The 19903-nt window shown below is 70.8% G+C and carries 19 protein-coding genes and 1 pseudogene; 10 read left to right on the top strand and 10 right to left on the bottom strand.

Going from position 1 to position 19903, the window contains the following annotated elements:
• Positions 1-76: 76 nt before the first annotated feature.
• The gene (locus ACFWP7_RS29125; RefSeq protein ID WP_384387064.1) at positions 77-322 is read right to left on the bottom strand and encodes a DUF3263 domain-containing protein; all 246 of its coding nucleotides are present in this window, start codon (positions 320-322) and stop codon (positions 77-79) included.
• Positions 323-354: 32 nt separating this feature from the next.
• On the bottom strand, positions 355-1599 hold the full coding sequence (locus ACFWP7_RS29120) for an ABC transporter substrate-binding protein (protein ID WP_384387062.1): 1245 nt from the start codon (positions 1597-1599) through the stop codon (positions 355-357).
• Positions 1600-1729: 130 nt separating this feature from the next.
• Here ACFWP7_RS29120 and ACFWP7_RS29115 point away from each other — a divergent pair, with 130 nt between their 5' ends.
• From ACFWP7_RS29115 to ACFWP7_RS29105, 3 genes and pseudogenes are all read left to right on the top strand, one after another.
• Positions 1730-2710, top strand: a complete 981-nt coding sequence (locus ACFWP7_RS29115; RefSeq protein WP_384387060.1) for an ROK family protein — start codon at positions 1730-1732, stop codon at positions 2708-2710.
• The gene (gene nagA / locus ACFWP7_RS29110) at positions 2710-3855 is read left to right on the top strand and encodes an N-acetylglucosamine-6-phosphate deacetylase (RefSeq protein WP_384387057.1); all 1146 of its coding nucleotides are present in this window, start codon (positions 2710-2712) and stop codon (positions 3853-3855) included. Before ACFWP7_RS29115 ends, nagA begins: the two co-directional genes overlap by 1 nt.
• A 31-nt stretch (positions 3856-3886) precedes the next feature.
• Positions 3887-4342 (top strand): annotated as a pseudogene (locus ACFWP7_RS29105) (PfkB family carbohydrate kinase); the annotation flags it as partial.
• Positions 4343-4483: 141 nt separating this feature from the next.
• Here ACFWP7_RS29105 and ACFWP7_RS29100 read toward each other — a convergent pair.
• Both ACFWP7_RS29100 and cdgB read right to left on the bottom strand, forming a co-directional pair.
• Positions 4484-5506, bottom strand: coding sequence for a carbohydrate-binding protein (locus tag ACFWP7_RS29100; RefSeq protein WP_384387054.1), 1023 nt, complete (start codon positions 5504-5506; stop codon positions 4484-4486).
• Positions 5507-5636: 130 nt separating this feature from the next.
• The gene (cdgB, locus tag ACFWP7_RS29095; RefSeq protein ID WP_384387051.1) at positions 5637-7376 is read right to left on the bottom strand and encodes a diguanylate cyclase CdgB; all 1740 of its coding nucleotides are present in this window, start codon (positions 7374-7376) and stop codon (positions 5637-5639) included.
• A gap of 621 nt (positions 7377-7997) precedes the next feature.
• Between cdgB and ACFWP7_RS29090 the strand changes: the two genes are divergently transcribed.
• Positions 7998-8585, top strand: coding sequence for a flavin reductase family protein (locus tag ACFWP7_RS29090; protein ID WP_384387048.1), 588 nt, complete (start codon positions 7998-8000; stop codon positions 8583-8585).
• A 16-nt stretch (positions 8586-8601) separates the two neighbouring features.
• On the opposite strand, the gene arfB is transcribed toward ACFWP7_RS29090, so the two are convergent.
• Positions 8602-9030 (bottom strand): alternative ribosome rescue aminoacyl-tRNA hydrolase ArfB, encoded by a 429-nt coding sequence (arfB, locus tag ACFWP7_RS29085; protein WP_365432690.1) that lies wholly within the window; start codon positions 9028-9030, stop codon positions 8602-8604.
• A 201-nt stretch (positions 9031-9231) separates the two neighbouring features.
• Between arfB and ACFWP7_RS29080 the strand changes: the two genes are divergently transcribed.
• Together ACFWP7_RS29080 and ACFWP7_RS29075 are read left to right on the top strand one after the other, a co-directional pair.
• Entirely contained in the window at positions 9232-9807 is a 576-nt protein-coding gene (locus ACFWP7_RS29080) for a TerD family protein (RefSeq protein WP_384387045.1), read from the top strand.
• A gap of 199 nt (positions 9808-10006) precedes the next feature.
• Positions 10007-10957 carry a GNAT family N-acetyltransferase gene (locus ACFWP7_RS29075; protein WP_384387042.1) on the top strand — a complete coding sequence of 317 codons (951 nt, stop codon included), beginning with the start codon at positions 10007-10009 and terminating at the stop codon, positions 10955-10957.
• An 8-nt stretch (positions 10958-10965) separates the two neighbouring features.
• Here ACFWP7_RS29075 and ACFWP7_RS29070 read toward each other — a convergent pair whose 3' ends face one another.
• A complete protein-coding gene (locus ACFWP7_RS29070; protein WP_384387039.1) occupies positions 10966-12435 on the bottom strand; it encodes a M1 family metallopeptidase in 1470 nt (489 codons plus the stop codon).
• Positions 12436-12473: 38 nt separating this feature from the next.
• Between ACFWP7_RS29070 and ACFWP7_RS29065 the strand changes: the two genes are divergently transcribed.
• Complete coding sequence (locus tag ACFWP7_RS29065) at positions 12474-12974, top strand: hypothetical protein (RefSeq protein WP_384387036.1); 501 nt, start codon at positions 12474-12476, stop codon at positions 12972-12974.
• 237 nt (positions 12975-13211) lie between these two features.
• On the opposite strand, the gene ACFWP7_RS29060 is transcribed toward ACFWP7_RS29065, so the two are convergent.
• Entirely contained in the window at positions 13212-13892 is a 681-nt protein-coding gene (locus tag ACFWP7_RS29060; RefSeq protein ID WP_384387034.1) for a pentapeptide repeat-containing protein, read from the bottom strand.
• 132 nt (positions 13893-14024) lie between these two features.
• On the opposite strand from ACFWP7_RS29060, the gene ACFWP7_RS29055 reads away from it, so the two are divergent.
• Together ACFWP7_RS29055 and ACFWP7_RS29050 are read left to right on the top strand one after the other, a co-directional pair.
• Positions 14025-15188, top strand: a complete 1164-nt coding sequence (locus ACFWP7_RS29055) for an NAD(P)-binding protein (RefSeq protein ID WP_384387031.1) — start codon at positions 14025-14027, stop codon at positions 15186-15188.
• A 140-nt stretch (positions 15189-15328) separates the two neighbouring features.
• On the top strand, positions 15329-16312 hold the full coding sequence (locus ACFWP7_RS29050) for a zinc-binding dehydrogenase (RefSeq protein WP_384387028.1): 984 nt from the start codon (positions 15329-15331) through the stop codon (positions 16310-16312).
• A gap of 7 nt (positions 16313-16319) precedes the next feature.
• Here ACFWP7_RS29050 and ACFWP7_RS29045 read toward each other — a convergent pair whose 3' ends face one another.
• From ACFWP7_RS29045 to ACFWP7_RS29035, 3 genes are all read right to left on the bottom strand, one after another.
• On the bottom strand, positions 16320-16796 hold the full coding sequence (locus ACFWP7_RS29045) for a GNAT family N-acetyltransferase (RefSeq protein ID WP_384387025.1): 477 nt from the start codon (positions 16794-16796) through the stop codon (positions 16320-16322).
• A gap of 75 nt (positions 16797-16871) precedes the next feature.
• Positions 16872-18269, bottom strand: a complete 1398-nt coding sequence (locus ACFWP7_RS29040; protein ID WP_384387022.1) for an NAD(P)/FAD-dependent oxidoreductase — start codon at positions 18267-18269, stop codon at positions 16872-16874.
• Between the two features lie 10 nt (positions 18270-18279).
• Complete coding sequence (locus tag ACFWP7_RS29035) at positions 18280-18927, bottom strand: rhomboid-like protein (protein ID WP_384387020.1); 648 nt, start codon at positions 18925-18927, stop codon at positions 18280-18282.
• A 12-nt stretch (positions 18928-18939) separates the two neighbouring features.
• On the opposite strand from ACFWP7_RS29035, the gene ACFWP7_RS29030 reads away from it, so the two are divergent.
• Positions 18940-19767 (top strand): aminoglycoside phosphotransferase family protein, encoded by an 828-nt coding sequence (locus ACFWP7_RS29030; RefSeq protein WP_384387017.1) that lies wholly within the window; start codon positions 18940-18942, stop codon positions 19765-19767.
• The last annotated feature ends 136 nt before the right edge of the window (positions 19768-19903 follow it).

Genomic DNA, 19903 nt, shown 5'->3' with positions numbered 1-19903 from the left:
GGGTCTGGGGCGGCAGCCCCCAGGAAAAAGGGACGGGCAGGGGCGGAGGGGGCGAGAAAACACCCCCCACCCCCGGTCACCGCTCCCCCCGCCGCGACTCCCGGACCCTCCGCAGCCGGTTCACCGTCACCGGATCATGAGCCAGCGCCCGCGGATCGTCGATCAGGGCGTTGAGGAGTTGGTAATACCGCACGGGCGCCAACCCCAGCTGCTCCCGTATCGCCCGCTCCTTCGCCCCCTGCCCCCCGAACCCACGCCGCTCCATGGCGAGAATCCCCCGCTCCCGCGGACCGAGCTCCTCGCTGGATTCCCTGGATTCCATGGACAGAACCGTAGCCCCGCCCACCGACACCGCTACGCCGCGTTGTCCGCCGCATCGGCCTCCGCCTGCAGCGACCCCAGCACTTTGGCCGGACTCCCGTCCGCCCCCACGGCCTTCCCGATCTGCGCCTTGATGTCGGCGTTGACACCGGCCCAGGAGGTCTTGTTGACGGGGTACAGCTCGGCGGTGGCGAGTTCGCTGAGGAACGGGGCGAGATCCTGGTCGTCGCTGTCGGCGGCCATGGCCTCGGACGCAGACGTGGTGACCGGCAGCAGGTCGTACTCACGGGAGAAGGCGAGCACGTTCTTGTCGCTGTAGACGAAGTCGAGGAAGTCACCGACCTGCTCGGCATGGCCGTTCTGCCTGAAGGCCATCATCCAGTCGGCGACACCCAGCGTGGACTTGCTCTGACCATCGGCCCCGGGCATCGGCACCATGCCGAAGTCCACACCCTTCGCGGCGGCCATCTTCATCAGCGTGGGGTGCCCGCTGAGCATCCCGACCTCGCCCTTCGTGAACATGGAGAACGCGTCCGCCCGATTGAGCTTGTCGGGCGCGGTGGGCCCGGTGAGCCCCTTGCCGACGAGTTCGTCCTTGAGCCAGGTGAAGGTCTTGACGTTCTCGGCGGAGTCGATGGAGTACGTACCGACGTTGTTGGTGTAGCCGCCGTCGCCGCTCAGCATCCACTGCAAGGTCTCGGCCTGCGCCTCCTCGGGCCCCAGCGGCAGCGCGTACGGGTACTTCACGCCCGCGGCCTTGAGCACCTCGGCGTCGGAAGCCAGCTGGTCCCAGGTCTTCGGCGGGGTGAGCCCGGACTGGGTGAAAAGGGTCTTGTTGTAGAAGAGCAGCCGGGTGGAGGAGGCGAACGGCAGGCCGTACTGCGCTCGTTCCTGCTCGCCCGCGTCGGTGAGCTGGAGGGCGAAGTTGGCCTGGACGGGTATGGAGAGCAGTTCGTCGGCCGTGTAGAGCTGACCCTTGGCGGCGTAGTCGGCGTAGGCGCCGATCTGCGCCATGTCGGGCGCCTCCCCGGCCGCGACCATCTCGCTGACCTTGCGGTCGACGTCGGTCCAGGAGTAGACGCTGACCTCGACCTTCACTCCCGGGTGGTCGGCCTCGTACTCCTTGACCAGTCCGTCCCAGTACTTCTGGGAGCTGTTGGCGTCGGAGTCGCCGTAGTCGGCGGCCACCAGCCTCAGGGTCACGTCTCCCGAGCCGCCGGAGCTTCCGCAGCCTCCGAGGGTGGCTGTCATGCCCAGTGCGGACACCGCCGCGATCATTCCTGTCCTACGCCGCCGCACCGCTTTTGCCCCAACCCTGTGTCGATTCGCCGTTCGATATTCCGGCATAAGGTCTACACCACGTAAGTGGACTAGACCTCTTCCGGGTTGACGGGCCACACTGTCCCTCGTGAGACATGTCATCGCCCTCGATGTGGGCGGCACCGGGATGAAGGCCGCCCTCGTCGGCGCCGACGGCGGGCTTCTCCATCAGGCGCGCCGGGCAACCGGCCGCGAACGCGGGCCCGACGCCGTCGTCGAGGGCATCCTCGGTTTCGCGGCCGAACTGCACGCGTACGGCGAGCAGCACCTCGGCGAGGGAGCCGCCGCCGCCGGTGTCGCCGTCCCCGGCATCGTCGACGCCGACCGCGGCATCGCCGTGTACTCGGCGAACCTCGGCTGGCGCGACGTACCCATGCGCGAACTGCTCGGCACCCGGCTCGGCGGCGTACCGGTGGCCCTCGGGCACGACGTGCGCACCGGCGGGCTCGCGGAGGGCCGGATCGGCGCGGGGCGGGGAGCGGACCGTTTCCTCTTCGTGCCGCTTGGCACCGGCATCGCGGGCGCGATCGGCATCGGCGGCAGCGTGGAGGCGGGCGCACACGGCTTCGCGGGCGAGATCGGCCACATCGTCGTACGGCCGGGGGGAACCTCGTGTCCGTGCGGCCAGCACGGCTGTCTGGAGCGGTACGCGTCCGCCGCGGCCGTCAGCCAGGCCTGGGCGGCGGCCTCCGGGGACCCGGGGGCGGAGGCGGCGGACTGCGCGAAGGCCGTCGAGTCCGGTGACGAGCGGGCCGTACGGGTCTGGCTCGACGCCATCGACGCGCTCGCCGACGGGCTCGTCACCGCACTCACCCTGCTGGACCCTCGCACGCTGATCATCGGTGGCGGTCTCGCCGAGGCCGGGGAAACCTTGTTCACACCACTGCGGGCCGCGGTCGAGCGGCGCGTGACCTTCCAGAAGCTGCCGTCCATCGTCCCCGCGGCCCTCGGGGACACGGCCGGTTGCCTGGGCGCCGGACTGCTGGCCTGGGACCTGCTGACCACCACTGCCCCTGTTGACGCCACTGACCCCATTGACCCCACTGACCTCTCGGAGGTAACCACCTGATGGCCACTAGCAAGGTTTTCGCCGGTGCACAGGTGGTACTGCCCACCGGGATCGTGGACGGCGGCCGCGTGATCGTCGACGGCGCGCGGATCGTCGGGAGCGCTCCCGCGGACGCCGAGACGGTCGATCTGTCCGGGCACTGGCTCGTCCCGGGCTTCGTCGACCTCCACAACCACGGCGGCGGCGGCGCGTCCTTCACCTCGGGCACGGTCGAGGACGTCCTCAAGGGCATCCACACCCACCGCCTGCACGGCACCACCACGACCGTCGCCTCCACGGTCACCGGCGACATGGACGGCCTCGCCCAGCGCGCCGGGCTGCTCTCCGAGCTGGCGGAGCAGGGCGACCTCGCGGGCATCCACTTCGAGGGCCCGTTCATCTCGCCGTGCCGCAAGGGCGCGCACTCCGAGAAGCTGCTGCGCGACCCGGACCCTGCGGAGGTCCGCAAGCTGATCGACGCGGCGCGCGGCCACGCCCAGATGGTCACCCTCGCCACCGAACTGCCGGGCGGCATCGACTCCGTACGCCTGCTGGCCGAGCACGGGGTGATCGCGGCGATCGGCCACACGGACGCGACGTACGAGCAGACGGTCGAGGCCATCGAGGCGGGCGCGACCGTGGCGACGCACCTGTTCAACGCGATGCCGGCGCTCGGCCACCGCACGCCGGGCCCGATCGCTGCCCTCCTTGAGGACGACCGGATCACGGTCGAGCTGATCAACGACGGCACGCACCTGCACCCCGCCTCCCTGGAGCTGGCGTTCCATCACGCGGGCCCTGGCCGGGTCGCGTTCATCACCGACGCCATGGACGCGGCCGGCTTCGGCGACGGCCGCTACATGCTCGGCCCGCTGGAGGTCGAGGTCACGGAAGGCGTCGCGCGCCTGGTGGAGGGCGGCTCCATCGCGGGCTCCACACTCACGCTGGACCGCGCCTTCAAGCGGGCGGTCACCGTCGACAGGCTGCCGGTCGAGGACGTCGTGGCGGCCCTCTCCGCCAACCCCGCCCGACTCCTCGGCCTGTACGACAAGGTGGGCTCCCTGGAGCCCGGCAAGGACGCCGACCTGGTGATCCTCGACTCCGCCTTCGAGCTCAAGGGCGTGCTGCGCAGGGGCGAATGGGTGGTGGATCCCCAACTGGGCTGAGGGGGACGCCGGTCGGCACCGGGGGGCGGGCGTGATCCTCACCGCCACGCTGAACACGGCCCTGGACCACGCCTAACGGGTTCGGTCCCTGCGCCCGCACGCCTCACACCTCACACCGGGTCACCGAGGTGTCCGAACGCCCGGGCGGCAAGGGCCTGAACGTGGCCCGGGTGCTCGCCGCCCTCGGCCACGAGGTGACGACCACGGGCTTCACGGCGGCGCGACGGGCCGCGCGGTGCGGGGCCAACTCGCCCTGACGTCGGGGGTGGTGGACGCGCTGGTTCCGTCGCAGGCTCAACACGCCGTACGACAGCCGTGGTTGACGCGAGGACGGGTGACACGACCCAGCTCAACGAATTGGGAGCGACGATCACGCCCACCCAGTGGTCGGCCTTCCAGGGAGGCGTACGAGGAACTGCTGCGCTCCGCCTCGGCGGTGGCCCTCTGCGGCAGCCCCCCACCGGGGGTGCCGGCGGGCGCGTACGCCCAACGTGGCCTCACTGGGTGCGCAGGGCCTGCTCGCGGTGAACGCGGAGGGCCGCCGACGGGCGAGTTCGACCGTAGGACGTACACGAGGAACTGCCGCCGGGTCGCGCTCACGCGGGACGCGAGCGCGCCATAGCCGCCGTTACTCCTTGACCTGGCCTTTCTTCAGCCACAGCTGGTCGAGGAGGGCATTGCAGCTGTCGCCGTCCTTGCAGGAGATGGCGATCGTGTTGGTGCCCTTGGTGAGGGTGGGCCACGAGTAGGTCTGCGTCCAACCCTTGGCGAAGTCACCGCCGTCGGCGTGCGCGAAGTTGCCCAGGTTCAGCTTGCTGCCGAACTCCTTGCCGTTGACGGTGAGCGTCATCTCCTCGTCGGAGCCGGGCACGCTGTAGCGGGTGAAGAGGGTGTAGGCGCCGTCCTCGGGAATGCCGTTGACGGTCCAGGTGACCTGGGCGCCGACCTGGTTGAGGCCGGTGACATAGACACCGCCGTCGGACTGGGCGCCCTCGACATCGGACGCCGTCGTCACGCCGGTGCCGAGGTTCAGGACCTTCGCGTCGGCCTTCGGCAGTTCGGTCGCGGGCTGGTCGCCGGCCGACTCGCTCGGCGACGCGCTCTGCGAGGTCGACTGCGTCGGGCTCCCCGCGTCGGCGGCGGCCTTGTCGTCGTTGCCCGAGTCGCTGCTGAGCATGGCGACGCTGATGCCGATGACGACGGCCGCGACCACGGCGATCGCGCCGATGAGGAGGCCCTTGGTGTTCGGCCCGTTCGATCCGCGGCCACGCCCGCCACCGTCGCCGACCGGCGCGTGCCGGGTCGTGGGCGCGCCGCCGGGAACCGTCTCGGGCGCCGCGTAGTTCGCGTTCTGCCGGCCGTAGGCCTGCGGCTGCTGCGGGACCTGCTGGCCGTATGCCGGCGGCTGACCGTACGCCTGCGGCTGGCCGTACTGCGCGGTCGGGGCCTGCTGACCGTACGCGGCCTGCCCACCCTGCGGAGGTCCGTTACGGCGCTCGCCGACCGCACGCACCCGGTTCACCGAGCCGGGGTAGCCGTAGCCGCCGCCTCCACCGGGTGGGGTGGCTCCGTTGGCCTGGCCGTCCTCGTACAGATAGCCGAACGGGTCATCGTCCTCGGGCGTGCTCGCGCCGTTGTTGCCGGGCGTCATCCCTTGGTCTCCTAGCGGGTGCGGTACAGATGCGGACGGTGCAGATTCACTGCATGGATGAATGGCGAGCCTACCCGGTCTCGCTGGGCCAAACGGGTGCCCTCACCGCTTCACCCCAGTGACCTGCGACTTATCCGGCCCGCCGATGCGCTTTGGGACGAGACCGTTTCTCGATGTACATCCGCTCGTCCGCGGACTTCAGCACCTCGTCCGCCGTCATCCCGCAGTGCGCCCACCCGATCCCGAAGCTGGCACCCACCCGGACGGCCCGGCCGTCGACCCTGATGGGCGGGATGATCGCGTTCCGCAGCCGTACGGCGAGATCCTGCGCGTCGGCCCGGCCGAGCCCGTCGGCGAGCACCACGAACTCGTCGCCGCCGAGCCGGGCGACCGTGTCGCCGTCCCGGACGACATGGGTCAGCCGGCGCGCGACCTCGATGAGAACCGCGTCACCCGCGTTGTGCCCGAACCGGTCGTTGATCGACTTGAAGCCGTCCAGGTCACAGAAGAGGACGGCCAGCCCCTTGGCGCCGTCGTCCGTCTCGCCCTCGGGCGCGATGGTGTGCACGTGGTGGTCAAAGGCGTCGTACGCCTCGGAGCTGGGCCACGGGTCGAAGGCGTGCCCGTTCCCGTTGCCGCTGTACGCGAGCTCCCCGTTGCCGTTCCCCTCGTACGGGCCGTGCTCGCCGCTCGGGAGCGCCCCCATGGCGGCCTGCTGCTGCCCGTGCGTGTACGCCGCGTCGAGGGACTCGATCGCGCCGGGGGGCAGCGCCGCCGGGCGCTTGCAGAGGCGGGAGCTGAGCCGGGAGCGCAGCTCGGCCGAGTTCGGCAGGCCGGTGAGGGAGTCGTGGGAGGCGCGGTGGGCGAGCTGGAGCTCGCGGCGCTTGCGGTCCTCGATGTCCTCGACGTGGGTGAGCAGAAACCGGGGGCCGTCGGCGGCGTCCGCGACGACCGAGTTGCGCAGCGACACCCAGACGTAGGTGTTGTCGCGGCGGCAGAGTCTCAGCTCGGCGCGGCCGCCCTCCGCCGAGGTCCGCAGCAGCGTGCCGATGTCCTCGGGGTGGACGAGGTCGGAGAAGGAGTAGCGGCGCATCGCGGAGGCGGGGCGGCCGAGCAGGCGGCAGAGCGCGTCGTTGGTCCGCAGGATCCGGCCGTGCTGGTCGCCGCCCATCTCCGCGATGGCCATGCCGCTCGGCGCGTACTCGAAGGCCTGCCGGAAGCTCTCCTCGCTGGCCCGCAGCGCCTGCTGCTCCCGCTCAAGGCGGACAAGTGCGCGCTGCATATTCGCTCGTAGACGCGCGTTGCTGATGGCGATGGCGCCCTGGAACGCGTACATCTGGAGCGCCTCACGCCCCCACGCGCCGGGCCGCCGCCCGTTGCGCGGCTTGTCCACGGACAGGACGCCGATCAGCTCGCCGCAGCCGCTGCCGGAGACACCGGGGCTGTACATCGGCGCGAAGAGGCGGTCGGCGGGGTGCCACTCGTCCTCGAAGCGGGGCGCGGGACCGTCGGTGAACCACTGCGGTACGTCGTCCTCGTCGAGGACCCAGCCCTCGGAGTGGGGTATGAACCGCAGGTCGCCCCAGGCCTCGCCCATGGTCAGCCGACGGTCCCAGGAGGCGCGGGGGCCGACGCGGCCGGTGATGAGTGCCTCGGCGGCGGAGTTGCCGGCGAACGCGGCGACCACGAGGTCACCGTCCGGGCGTACGAGGTTGACACACGCCAGCTCGTACCCGAGGCCGGTCACCACTCCGTCGGCGACGGTCTGCAGCGTGTCCGCAAGGCTGCGGGCGGTGTTCATGTCCGCCATCACCGTGTGCAGTTGCCGCAGGGTCGCAAGACGGACGTAGGGCTCCGACTCGGTCTCCATTCGCCCTCCCCTCGAGACCTCGCAGCAACTCCAGGGTTCTCTTCGGCGCACCTGGTTTTCTTCGGCCTACCGCTTGGTAGCTTCTCACCTAGCGTCCCAGTCACTGAATCACAGCGCGCTGCTCACTCGGTACACAGGGTCAACAAAATATGGCTCCTGTGACTCAAGTCACAGCGTAACGTGAACAATTGAGTGGGGTTTCTGCATTTTCTCCGTGCACCTATTGAGCGCATATTGGAGAGCTGTGCACGTGCTGTGCGCGATTGTGTCTGTTGCGTGCCGCTGGGGTGTTGCGGCGGGTGCGTGGGGCCGGTTTTCCGTCGGGGGTCCACCGGCGGTCCGTCAGCGGGTTTTCCCGCCGGTGGTCCGAAGGTCGTCCATCGGTCGGCCGTCCGTCGGCCGTCCGTCGGTCGGTCGCCGGTCGTCCATCGGTCGTCCGCCGGTCGTCCGCCGGTCGGTCGGTCGCCGGTCGTCCATCGGTCGTCCGTCGGTCGGTCGCAGGTCGGTCGCAGGTCGTCCATCGGCCGTCCGCCGGTCGGTCGTCGTCCGTCGATGGTCCTAGGACCAGGCTCGGGCCGGGGACCGATGTGCGGCCCCGGGGTCGGAGACTAGCGTTTCGGCGTGCCGAACACTCCCCCCGCGGCTCCCCCTGTCGCTCCCGCCGCCGCTTCCCCCACTGCTCCCGTGCATGCTGAGGGGGTGAGCAACGACGAGTTCCGCGCCGCCATGTCCCGGCTGGCCGCGGGCGTGGTCCTGGTGACCGCGCACGAGCCCGCACTGGACCCGGAAGGACCGGGCGGCGAGGACATCGGCATGACGGCGACTGCCTTCATGTCCGTCTCCCTGGACCCGCCCCTGGTCATGGCCAGCCTGCGCGACGGCTCCCGTATGGACGACCTGCTCGCCGAACAGCCCCTGTGGGCCGTCTCCGTGCTCTCCGAGAGCCAGCGTCACATCGCGGGCCGCTTCGCCATGAAGGGCCGCATCAGCGACCGGCTCCTCTTCGAGGACATCCCGTACGTCCGCGGAAAGGCGTCCGGCGCACTCCTGGTGGGCGGCTCCCTGGCCACCCTGGAGGTCCGGACCGAGCAGCGGGTGCCCGCCGGGGACCACACCCTCGTCATCGGCCGCGTACTGACGGCGGGGGTGCCGAGCGCGGACGGCGGCCCGCTGACGTACTTCAAGGGCAGGTACCGGCAGTTGGGCTGAGCCCGGGTTGGTGGCCCTACCCCCAGTCGCGCCCGTTGCGTCCGCGCTTGGTGTCGGAGCGCTGCTTCTTCTCGCGCAGCCGCCGCTCGTTGATCCCGCGGGGGATACGGGTCGCCCGGCGGGGCTTGGGCGGGGGCGCGGAGGCCTCGGCGAGGAGGGAGGCCAGCCGTACGGCGGCGGTCTCCCGGTTGCGCCACTGCGAGCGGTGCTCGGAGGCGCGGACGGTGATGACCCCGTCGACGAGCCGCCCGGCGAGCCTGTCGAGGGCGCGTTCCTTCCAGACGGGCGGCAGCGCGTTGGTCTTCGCGAGATCGAACCCGAGCTCCACCTGCGTGTCGCTCGTGTTGACGTGCTGTCCGCCGGGCCCGCCGGAGCGCGAGAAACGCCACATGAGCTCGGCCTCGGGGAGGGAGACGGAGCCGCGAATGACGTATGGACCGGACATGAGGTACATGGTCGCGCGGATGTCCGGTCCACGTCACCATGTTTTCAGCGGCACGCACACTCCTAGGTAAAGAAAGTAAAGCGGCAGGAACCTTCGGTACCCCTCGTGGCGTTCTTACGGGTAGCTGTAGCTTCGTGCCCGTACGAAGCCCAAACGTACGAGCACGGTGCACGTACGCAACGAGGGAAGGGACTCCCAACAATGGCTGTAAGCCTGTCCAAGGGTGGCAACGTCTCGCTCACCAAGGAGGCTCCGGGCCTGACCGCCGTCACCGTGGGCCTCGGCTGGGACGTCCGCTCCACCACGGGCACCGACTTCGACCTCGACGCCTCCGCGATCGCGGTGAACCCCGAGGGCAAGGTCTACTCGGACAACCACTTCATCTTCTTCAACAACAAGCAGACCCCGGACCAGACGATCGTCCACACCGGCGACAACCGCACGGGCGAGGGCGCGGGCGACGACGAGGCGATCAACGTCAACCTGGCGGGCCTCCCCGCCGACGTCGACAAGATCGTCTTCCCGGTCTCCATCTACGACGCGGAGACCCGCTCGCAGAACTTCGGCCAGGTCCGCAACGCCTACATCCGCATCGTCAACCAGGCCGGCGGCGCCGAGATCGCCCGCTACGACCTCTCGGAAGACGCCGCCACCGAGACCGCCATGGTCTTCGGCGAGCTCTACCGCAACGGCGCCGAGTGGAAGTTCCGCGCCGTCGGCCAGGGCTACGCATCGGGCCTGACGGGCATCGCCCAGGACTTCGGCGTGAACGTCTGACGTTCGCCTGCGGCACACCAGCGTGATCAACGGCCGCCTGTCCGGGGGGAGTTCCCCGGCCGGGCGGCCGTGCCGCTTGCACACCTTCTCCGCCGGCTCGACGCGCCGGCAGTGTGGTCCCGGTCAGCAGCGCGGTCAGGGCCCGCTGTCAGGACCGCTGCCAGGGCCGCCGTCAGGCCCTGGCCATAACCTGCCCCACGTGATCCTCGAACCCCTGACCCTGGCGGACGGCGCTCTCCTCACCGAACTCACCGCCCTCTACGCCTCCAACCGCGACTTCCACGCCCTCAGTGGTGACTTTCCCGACCCGGAGAACATCCGCGCGGAGCAGGTCGCGGCCTCGCTTGCCGAGGAGTTGGCGAACCCGGACGGGGAGGTTCTGCTGGCCCGGGACGGCGCCGGGGGGCGGCTCGGCGGGGTGGTGATCACCCTTGCGCGGCATCCCGATCCGGGCGATCCCGATCCGTGGATAAGGCTGCTTCTCGTGGATGGGGGCAAGCAACGCCGGGGGTACGGGCGGGAGTTGGCGGGGCTTGTCGAGGACCGGTTCCGGGGTGCGGGGCGGGGTGCCGTGCGGCTTGCCGTTCTTGACAGCAACCTCGGTGGCCTCGCCTTCTGGACCGCCCTCGGGTACGAGGTCATCGGGCGGCGCGAGGACCGGCAACTCCGGCGCCCCTGCACGGTGTTGCGCAAGACGCTGCGCACCCCGCGCCCGGCGGCACGCGTCGCCGTCCTGGATCCCGGCGGCTCGGTCTTCCTCTTCCGGTACGACAACGACGAGGTGGGCATCCACTGGGCCACGCCCGGCGGAGGGCTGGAACCCGGGGAGAGCCCGCGGGAGGGCGCCCTGCGGGAGCTCCGCGAGGAGACCGGGTGGACCGACCTGGAGCCGGGGGCCCTGCTGTGCGCCTGGGAGCACGACTTCACCCGGGCCGGAGTTCCCGTGCGCCAGCACGATCACATCTACCTGGCACGCGGCCCGCGTCGCGAGCCCGTCGGCGACCATCTCGGCGTCTCGCACACCGAGGAGGGGATCCTCGGCTGGCGCTGGTGGACTCCGCAAGAGCTGGCCGCCTCGCCCGAGCCCATCTGGCCGCCCCGACTACCCTCACTGCTTGCCGAGTTGGACGATGCCACGACGTCCGACTGAGACGGCGTTCACGGCGTCGCCGGCTTCCCCTCCCCGTACAGCCAGTCCTTCCAGATCGTGCCGAAGTCGGCGTCCGGCGCGGACTTCTCCACGTACGCCGTGAAGTCGGCGGTGTCCGCGTTGCCGTGGCGGTGGGCGGCGGCCCAGCCCTGGACGATGTCGTGGAAGGTGTCGTCGCCGACGGTCTGCCGGATCTTGTGCAGGACCATCGCGCCGCGTTCGTAGACGGGGCTGTCGGAGAGGTGCGCGGCGCTGGAGGGCTTGGCGGGCGGGAATGCCCAGACGGCCTCGTCGAGCTCCGGGTCGTCGTAGTAGTCGCCCTGGTAGAGGGAGTTGAAGATCTCGTCGGCGGTGTCGCCGTCGTGGTCCTCCTGCCACAGCCACTCCGCGTACGTGGCGAAGCCCTCGTTGAGCCACATGTCCCGCCAGGTCCTGGGCGTGACGGAGTCGCCGTACCACTGGTGCGCCAGTTCGTGGACGAGGAACTCGGTGTCCGGGGCGCCGGGGAAGACCGGCCGGTTCTGGGTCTCCAGGGCGTAACCCGCGTCCTCCTCGCGGTCGACGATCGCACCGGTCGAGGAGAAGGGGTACGGGCCGAAGTTGGCCTCCTCCCACTCCATGACCTCGGGGATGCTCGCGAGCACCTTCTTGCTCGCCGCCGCCTGCGTCGGGTCGACGGCGACGATCACCGGCAGGCCGTCCTTCGTCGTGGTCCGCGTGATGTCGTACGTGCCGATCGCCACCGTCGCCAGATAGCTCGCCATCGGTTCGGCGGTGTGCCAGGTGGCGGTCGTACGGCCGTTCAGCGTCGCCTCGTCCTTCAACTCGCCGTTGGAGACGGCCCGCAGACCCTCGGGGACGGTGATCGTGATGTCGTACGACGCCTTGTCGGAGGGGTGGTGGTTGCCGGGGAACCAGGTCATCGAACCGGTGGGTTCGCCGAGCGCGAGGGCGCCGTCCGCCGTGCGCAGCCAGCCCTCCTCCGAGCCGTCGGGGTCGGTGAGTGTCTCGGGGGTGCCGGAGTAGCGGACCGTCGTGCGGAAGGTGTCGCCCTTGTCGAGGTCGCCGTGCGGGCGCACGGTGAGCTCATGGCCCGCGCGGTTCCACCGGGCGTTCTCGGCGTCGCCCGCATCCGGGCCATCGCCATCGCTCTCCCCCTCGCTCCGGACGGTGACCTCGTCGACGTCCAGGCCCTTCAGATCGAGGTTGAACGCGCTGAGATCCTGGGTGGCCTCCGCCGTGATCTCCGCCGTCCCGGTCAGGCGCTTGGTCCCCGGGTCGTAGGCGACGGTCAGGCCGTAGTGGGTGACGTCGTAGCCGCCGTTTCCCAGTTTCGGGAAGTACGGATCACGTACGCCGGAGGCGCCGGGCTTTCCCTCCACGCCGCCGCTGCACGCGGTGAGCACCAGGGCGATGGCCAGGGCAAAGGGCACCGCGGAGGGCCGTGCGGAGGCCAGGGCGGCGGAGGATCGGGGCACGTCCGCGATCCTACGAGGGTGGTGACACCATCACCTACATGCTCGACATCGGCTACGCCCTCTCCAACCGCTTCCCCGACCCCCCGCAGACCGACTACCGCCGCGCGGACGTCCACGCGCTGCGTCACGACCTGTTCTGCGGGGACGTCTATCTCGCCGACACCAAGGCGGACCGGGAGCTGTCCACAGCCTGGGGATGGGTGCCGGTGCTCGACTTCGCATGGGCGCTGTGCGACATCGTGGAGCAGCTCGACCGGGATCCTCGCGGGAGCCGGGCCTCGCGGCCGCAGCGCGCGGAGCTCGACTTCACGGAGTCGACCGACCGGATGCTCTTCGAGCGGCGGTTCGGGTGGGTGGATGTCGAGGCGGACTGGATGCGGGTGGAGGAGGCGCCGTTGAGCTTTTCCCACGCCGAACTTCGGCGTGAGGCGCGGGACTTTCTGCACGACCTGATCGCCGACCTTGTCGATCTCCACGAGGGGCTTCGCGACAATCCGGCGGTGTGGACGCTGGAGGCTCGCTTTCCTCGGTTGGCGTGAGCTTTCCCGGCTGCGTTGAGTTGGCGGCGGATTGAGTTGGCCGCGGGTTGAGTTGGCCGCGGGTTGAGTTGGCCGCGGGTGAGTTGGCCGCGGGTTGAGTTTTTCGCCCCCTCCGCCCCTACCCGTCCCGTACCTGGGGGCTCCGCCCCCAGACCCCCGTATCGCGCTGAACGCGCTCGTCCTCAAACGCCGGACGGGCTGAAAATCTCCGACTCAGCCAAAGCTCACGCTGCCTCCCTACTCCACCCGCACCCCCATCGCCGCCGCCAACACCCCCGCCAGATCCACCAGTTGAGCCGGGCTGATCACCGCCCCCGCCAGCCGGTCCACCCCCCGCGCGATGCTGAACTCGGCGGCCCCCCGCAGGTCCACGTCCGTCAGCGTCGCCCCCGTGAGATCCGCTTCCTTGATCACACAGTCCACGAACTCCACCCGCTCGAGCCGGGCAGCGCCGAAGTCCGGCTCCACCAGGACGCACCCCTGGAAGACGACGTCCTTGAGGCGGGCCCTGCGCAGGTTCAGGTAGTCGATCTTGCCGCCGCGCACCAGGACGCGCTCCAGTACGGAACCGTGCAACTGCACCCCGCCCAGCCGGGCGTCGACCAGCTCGACATCGCGCAACGTCGACTCGGCGAGGTCGGTGCCCACGCCCCGTATGCCGGTCAGGACCGAGTCGAGGACGCGTGCGTGATGCAGCCGCGTCTCGTCCAGCGCGCACCCGGTCAGCGCGCAGTCCATGAACCGCGCGCCCCCGCCGTCCTGCCCGACGAAGTCCACGTCCCGGAAGTCGAGGCCGTCGTAATCCCCGTCGGGCTCCAGCCCCGCACCGCCGTACGGCTCCAGGAGCGGCAACCGCACCTCCGGCCGCCGCGCACCCTTGACCAGCCTCTTCGCCCCGCCCGCCGCTTTCCGCACCATGCCCCCATCGTGCACCTCACCACTGACAACGGCCCCGACCTGCGTTTTCCCCTCCCCATGTCACATTCCGGCCCCCTCGATCAGTCGTCACGGCAGAAGGCAACGCCCCCGGAGCAGAGGGAGACCCCAGCCATGCCCCACATCACCGTCATCGGCGGCGGCTTCGCCGGACTCACCGCCGCTGTCACCGCCGCCGAGACCGGTGCCAAGGTCACCGTGTACGAGGCCCACCACACGCTCGGCGGCCGGGCCCGCACCGCCGAGGGCCGCTACAAGACCAACGAAGGGCCGCACGCCCTCTACAGCGGCGGCCCGCACTGGACCTGGCTCAGGCAACGCAACCTGCTCGGTCCGCTCGCCCCGATCCCGGCTCTGGAAGCGGCCCGCCTCAGGCTCCACCACAAGGGCGCCCTCCGCCGGACCCCGCCCTTCGCGATGCTCAAGCTGCTGCGCCGTTCGTCCCGACAGGCGCCCGTGGACGTCGACTTCATGACCTGGGCCACGGAACAGGCCGGCGAGGAGGGCGCCCGGGCTGCGGCGCACTACTCCGCCGTCGCCCTCTTCCACCACGACCCCGGCTCCCTCTCCGCCGCCTTCGTGCAGGAACGCCTGCGCCGCGCCACGAGGTTGCCTCCGGAGGCGCACTACCCGAGGGGCGGCTGGGCGTCCGTCATCGACCGGATGGCGGCCCGCGCCTGGAATCTCGGCGTCCGGATGGAGACCCTGGCGAGGGTCGACGCGCTTCCCCAGGACGGTCCCGTCATCGTCGCCACCTCCCTCGACTCCGCCCGCCGCCTCCTCAAGGACGCCTCACTGACCTGGGCGAGCGGCCGTACCGCCCTCGTCGATCTGGCCGTCCGCACCCGGCGCGGCGACGCGTTCGCCGTCTCCGACCTGGACTCACCCGGCTGGATCGAGAGGTTCACCGCGCAGGACCGCGGCCTCGCCCCGGCCGGCGAGCAGCTCGTCCAGGGGCAGATTCCGATCGCCCCGCACGAGTCCCGGGCCGACGGCGTCGCCCGCGCCGAGCACCTGCTCGACCTCGCCTTCGACGGCTGGCGCGAGCGCGTGACCTGGCGGCGCGAGGCCACCGCGAACGGCCGTACCGGCGCGGTCGACCTGCCCGGCACCAGCTGGCGCGACCGCCCCGGCATCGACCGCGGCGACGGCGTCTACCTCGTGGGCGACCAGGTCGCCGCCCCGGGAGTGCTCTCGGAGGTCTCCTTCAACAGCGCGCTCGAAGCCGTGACCCTGGCACTCAAGGTCCGGCAACGACTTGACCTCAAGCAAGCTTGAGGTCAGAAGCTGAGCCCGCAACGAATGGACGACAGACGACAACGACGGCCAACAGACAACGGCCAACAGACGACGGCCAATCGACGACGGCCAATCGACAACGGCCAATGGATGACGGCCAATAGACGACGGAGCCCACCATGCACGCCATCCGCCAGCACGCCTTCGGCTCTGCCGAGAACCTCTCGTACGAGCGGACCGAGGACCCCGAGCCGGGGCCCGGCCAGGTCCGTATCGCCGTCGCCGCGGCGGGTGTTCACCTTCTCGACACCGCGATCCGGGCGGGCATCCGCGGCCCGCTCCCGGAGCTGCCCGCCCTGCCCACGATCCCCGGCCGCGAGATCGCCGGCACCGTCGAGTCCCTCGGCGAGGGCGTGGCCGACCTCTGGCTCGGCAAGCGCGTCGTGGCGCACCTGGGCTTCGCCCCCGGCGGCTACGCCGAGCTGGCGGTCGTCGACGTCGACCGCCTCCACGAGATCCCCGCGAACCTGGACTTCGCGCAGGCCGTCGCGATGATCGGCACCGGGCGTACGGCGATGGGGATCCTGCAGTTCACCGAGCTCGGCCCCGACTCCGTGGTCGTGATCCCGGCGGCAGCGGGCGGTATCGGCACCCTCCTCGTGCAGTACGCCAGGCACGCGGGCGCCACCGTGATCGGGCTGGCGGGCGGCCCGGAGAAGGTGGCCCAAGTGCAGCGGAACGGCGCCGACCTGGCCGTCGACTACAAGGACCCGGACTGGCCGGAGAAGGTCCGCGCCTTCCTCGGCGGCGCAAAGGCAACCGTCGTCTTCGACGGGGTGGGCGGTGACGCGGCCCGCGAGTCCGTCGCCCTGCTGGGTCCCGGCGGCACGCACCTCGTCTTCGGCTGGTCCGGCGGGGGCCTGCACGACGGCGGCGCCCCGCTGCTCGTCGAGGGCGTCTCCCAGGAGGTCCTGGGGGTCGCGATGATGCGGAAGGCGGGCGGCCCCAACCCCATCCACACCCTGGAGCTGCGCTCCCTCGCCGAAGCCGCCGCCGGCCGTCTGACCCCGGCCGTCACCCGCTTCCCACTCGCCGAGGCCGCAGCCGCGCACCACGCCCTGGAGAACCGGGGCACCGTCGGCAAGGTGGTACTGGAACCGTGATCAACGGTCAGTCCCGTGAGCCCACCCTCGCAAGAGCGTCGTCCGTCAGCCGGTACACCGTCCACTCGTCCTGCGGCCGCGCGCCCAGCGCCTCGTAGAACTCGACGGCCGGCCGGTTCCAGTTCAGCACCGACCACTCCAGCCGCTCGTACCCACGCTCCACACAGATCCGTGCCAGCTCGGTCAGCAACGCCTTCCCGTGCCCGCCGCCGCGCACCTGGGGCCGTACGTACAGGTCCTCCAGGTAGATCCCGTGCACCCCGCGCCACGTCGAGAAGTTCAGGAACCACAGCGCGAACCCGACCACCTCCCCCGCCGCGTCCTCGGCGACATGCGCGAACGCGGCGGGCCGCTCCCCGAACAGCGCCTCACGCAACTGCTCCTCAGAGGCCCGCGCCTCCTCCAGCGCCTTCTCGTACTCGGCGAGCTCACGCACCAGGGCGTGGATGACGGGGACATCGGCGGGGGTGGCTGGGCGAATCATGGCGGCAGTGTCACATACGTACACCAGCCGCGCGATACGGGGTCAGCGCAGCGCTACCACCCCCGGCCACGCAGGTCAGTGCCGCCCCGCCACCCGGTCCGCCGCCCTGGCCAGTCGCGACGACTCCGCGCTGTGTGTGGTCAGTTCGCGGCGGTCGGCCGTGCGGTAGGTGGCGTACATGCCGTGGACGCCGATCCAGCGGAAGGGCTCCGGCTCCCACTTGCGCACCTTGTGGTCGACCCAGGGCAGGCCGGTCAGTTCCGTCTCGCCGGACTGCCCGGAGTCCCGCTGGACGAGGTCGCGCAGGGTACGGGCGGCGAGGTTGGTGGTGGCGACGCCGGAACCGACGTAGCCGCCGGCCCAGCCGAGCCCCGTCGAACGGTCCAGAGTCACCGTGGCGCACCAGTCGCGGGGCACGCCGAGGACGCCCGACCAGGCGTACTCCACCCCCACACCGGCCAGCGAGGGGAAGAAGCGCACGAGGATCTCGCGCAGTGCCTCGACGGTCGCGGGCTGCGTACGGCCGTCGTTGTCGGTGCGTGAGCCGAAGCGGTACGGGACTCCGCGGCCGCCGAGCGCGATCCGGCCGTCGGCGGTGCGCTGGGCGTACATGTACGCGTGCGCCATGTCGCCCAGGGTCTCGCGCCCCTCCCAGCCGATGGTCTCCCACTGCTCGGCGGTCAGCGGCTCGGTCGCGATCATCGACGAGTTCATGGGTAGCCAGGTCCGCTTCTGCCCCTTGAGCGAGGCCGTGAAGCCCTCCGTGCAGCGCAGGACGTAGGGCGCGCGGACCGTGCCGTACGGAGTCACCGCGTGCTTCGGCCGGATCTCCGTGACCGGCGTCTGCTCGTGGAGGGTGACGCCGAGAGCCTCGACCGCGGCGGCCAGCCCCTTCACCAGCTTCACGGGGTGCAGCCGTGCCCCGTGCGGCGTCCAGGTGGAGCCCACCGCGTCCGCGACCCGGATCCGCTCGGCGGTCGCCACGGCACCGTACAGCTCGCGGTCCTTCTCCCCGTACGACAGTTCGTGCTCGTGGAAGGCCTTCAGCCGGGCCAGCTGAGCGGGCGTGTAGGCCACTTCGAGGACGCCGCCCTGATGGATGTCGGCGTCGATGCCCTCGGCCGCGGCGACCCGCACCACCTCGCCGACCGTCTCGTTCATGGCCCGCTGAAGCCGTACGGCCGCCTCCTTGCCGTGCAGTTTCGCGTACCGGTCACGCCCCGCGATGCCGTTGTAGAGCCAGCCGCCGTTACGCCCCGAGGCGCCGTACCCGCAGAACTTCTGCTCCAGGACGGTGATACGGAGGAAGGGCGCCGCCTTCTTCAGGTAGTACGCGGTCCACAGTCCCGTGTAGCCGCCGCCGACGATGACGACGTCCGCGGAGGCGTCACCGGGCAGGGGCTCGCGCGGTGCGGGGAAGCCGTCGTCGGCGTACCAGAAGGAGATGCCGCCATTGACCGTGCTGCTGCTCATGGCGGGGACGTTAACGCCTGAGGGCGGCCAGTGTCTCCTTCGGATTCCATGCTTTTCCGCGCCCTCTGACCAGCGGATAACAGGCCAGACCGATCAGCACCGAGGTGAAATGCCCGAGATCGGTGAAGGTGCGGCCGGCCGCCAGCGGCACCCCGTACACGAGGAGCACGATCGCCACGTACGGATACCGCCAGGGCGCCGCGATCCGGTACGTCAGCACCGCGATCACCCCCGCCAGCGCGTAACTCACCCCGATGTCCAGGGTGTTGACCGCCGACTGCGGCGCCACCCCGTGCCGGATCGCCAGCAGCAGCGCCCCCTCGCTGATCAGCGTCGCCAGGACGTGCGCGGCCACACAGACCGCCAGCCACCGCGCGGTACCGAGCCAGTGCTCCGCCTGCGCGTGAAAAACGGTGTACAGAAAGGCGTACGGCAGCCAGTACCCGCCGTCGATCCACATCGCGCTGGAGAAGAGCACCCGGATCGGGTTGCTCGACAGCTCGTGGATGTTGGTGGACCGCTGCCGCAGGAACTCCTGCTCGAACTCCGGCGACATCTGGTGCACGGCCACGGTCGTGACGAAGAGGATCAACAGCCAGATGTACGTTCCCCGGGCACGGCTGATGTACGACCAGGCGGCGCGTGGAACTCGACTCATGGGGTGATTGTGATGGTGCGGGACGCCCGGCTGCTGGAGCGGGGGGCGGAGTTTCTGGAGCGGTGGGGGCTGCGGCAGGAGGGGCGGCCGATGGGCGGGCAGGTCGCGGTCGTGCTGCCGGTGGTGCGCGGCGACGGGACCCGGGCCGCCCTGAAACTCCAGGACCTCGACGAGGAGACGGCCGGCGAGGCCCTCGCTCTGCGGACCTGGGGCGGCGACGGTGTCGTACGACTGCTGGACGACGATCCGGACACCGGCACGATGCTCCTGGAACGGCTCGACGAGGACCGCCCGCTGGCCGCCGTACCGGATGTGATGAAGGCGACCTCGATCCTCGCGGACCTGCTCGCCCGGCTGACATCGCTGCCCGCGCCGGCGGAACTGCGACGGCTCGGAGAGCTGACGGCGGACATGTTCGACCGCCTGCCGGCCGCGTTGGCGGCGGCGGCCGACGAGGACGACCGCCGACTGCTGCGGAACTGCGCTGCCGCGCTGCGCGAGGTCGCGGACGAACCCGGCGACCGCCTCCTGCACTGGGACCTGCACTTCGAGAACATCCTCGCCGCCGACCGCGAACCCTGGCTGGCCATCGACCCGAAACCGCTCGCCGGAGACCCCGCCTTCGACCTGCTCCCCGCCCTCTGGAACCGCTTCGAAGAGGGACACCTCCTGCGGCGCTTCGACCTGCTGACGGAGACCCTGGGCGCGGACCGCGAGCGCGCTCGGGCCTGGACGCTGGGCCGCGTGCTCCAGAACTCGCTGTGGCGGGTGGAGGAGGGGCAGGGCCCGGACGTCCGGCAGGCGGCTGTCGCGAGGACGCTGCTGGCTCGGCGGCACTGAGGCGGCGTCGCGCCGACCGAACACCGGGAGGGCAGTGAGGGGGGGGGGCCCACGCCGCGGCCCCACCACCACCCCAAAACCAAAATATAACCCCCCGCCCGACGCTTGGAGACGTGAGAGACTCCGCAGAATAAAG

The organism is Streptomyces sp. NPDC058470, assembly GCF_042721055.1.
In the GTDB taxonomy this organism is placed as follows: domain Bacteria; phylum Actinomycetota; class Actinomycetes; order Streptomycetales; family Streptomycetaceae; genus Streptomyces.
This window is presented reverse-complemented; position numbering and strand designations above follow the sequence as displayed.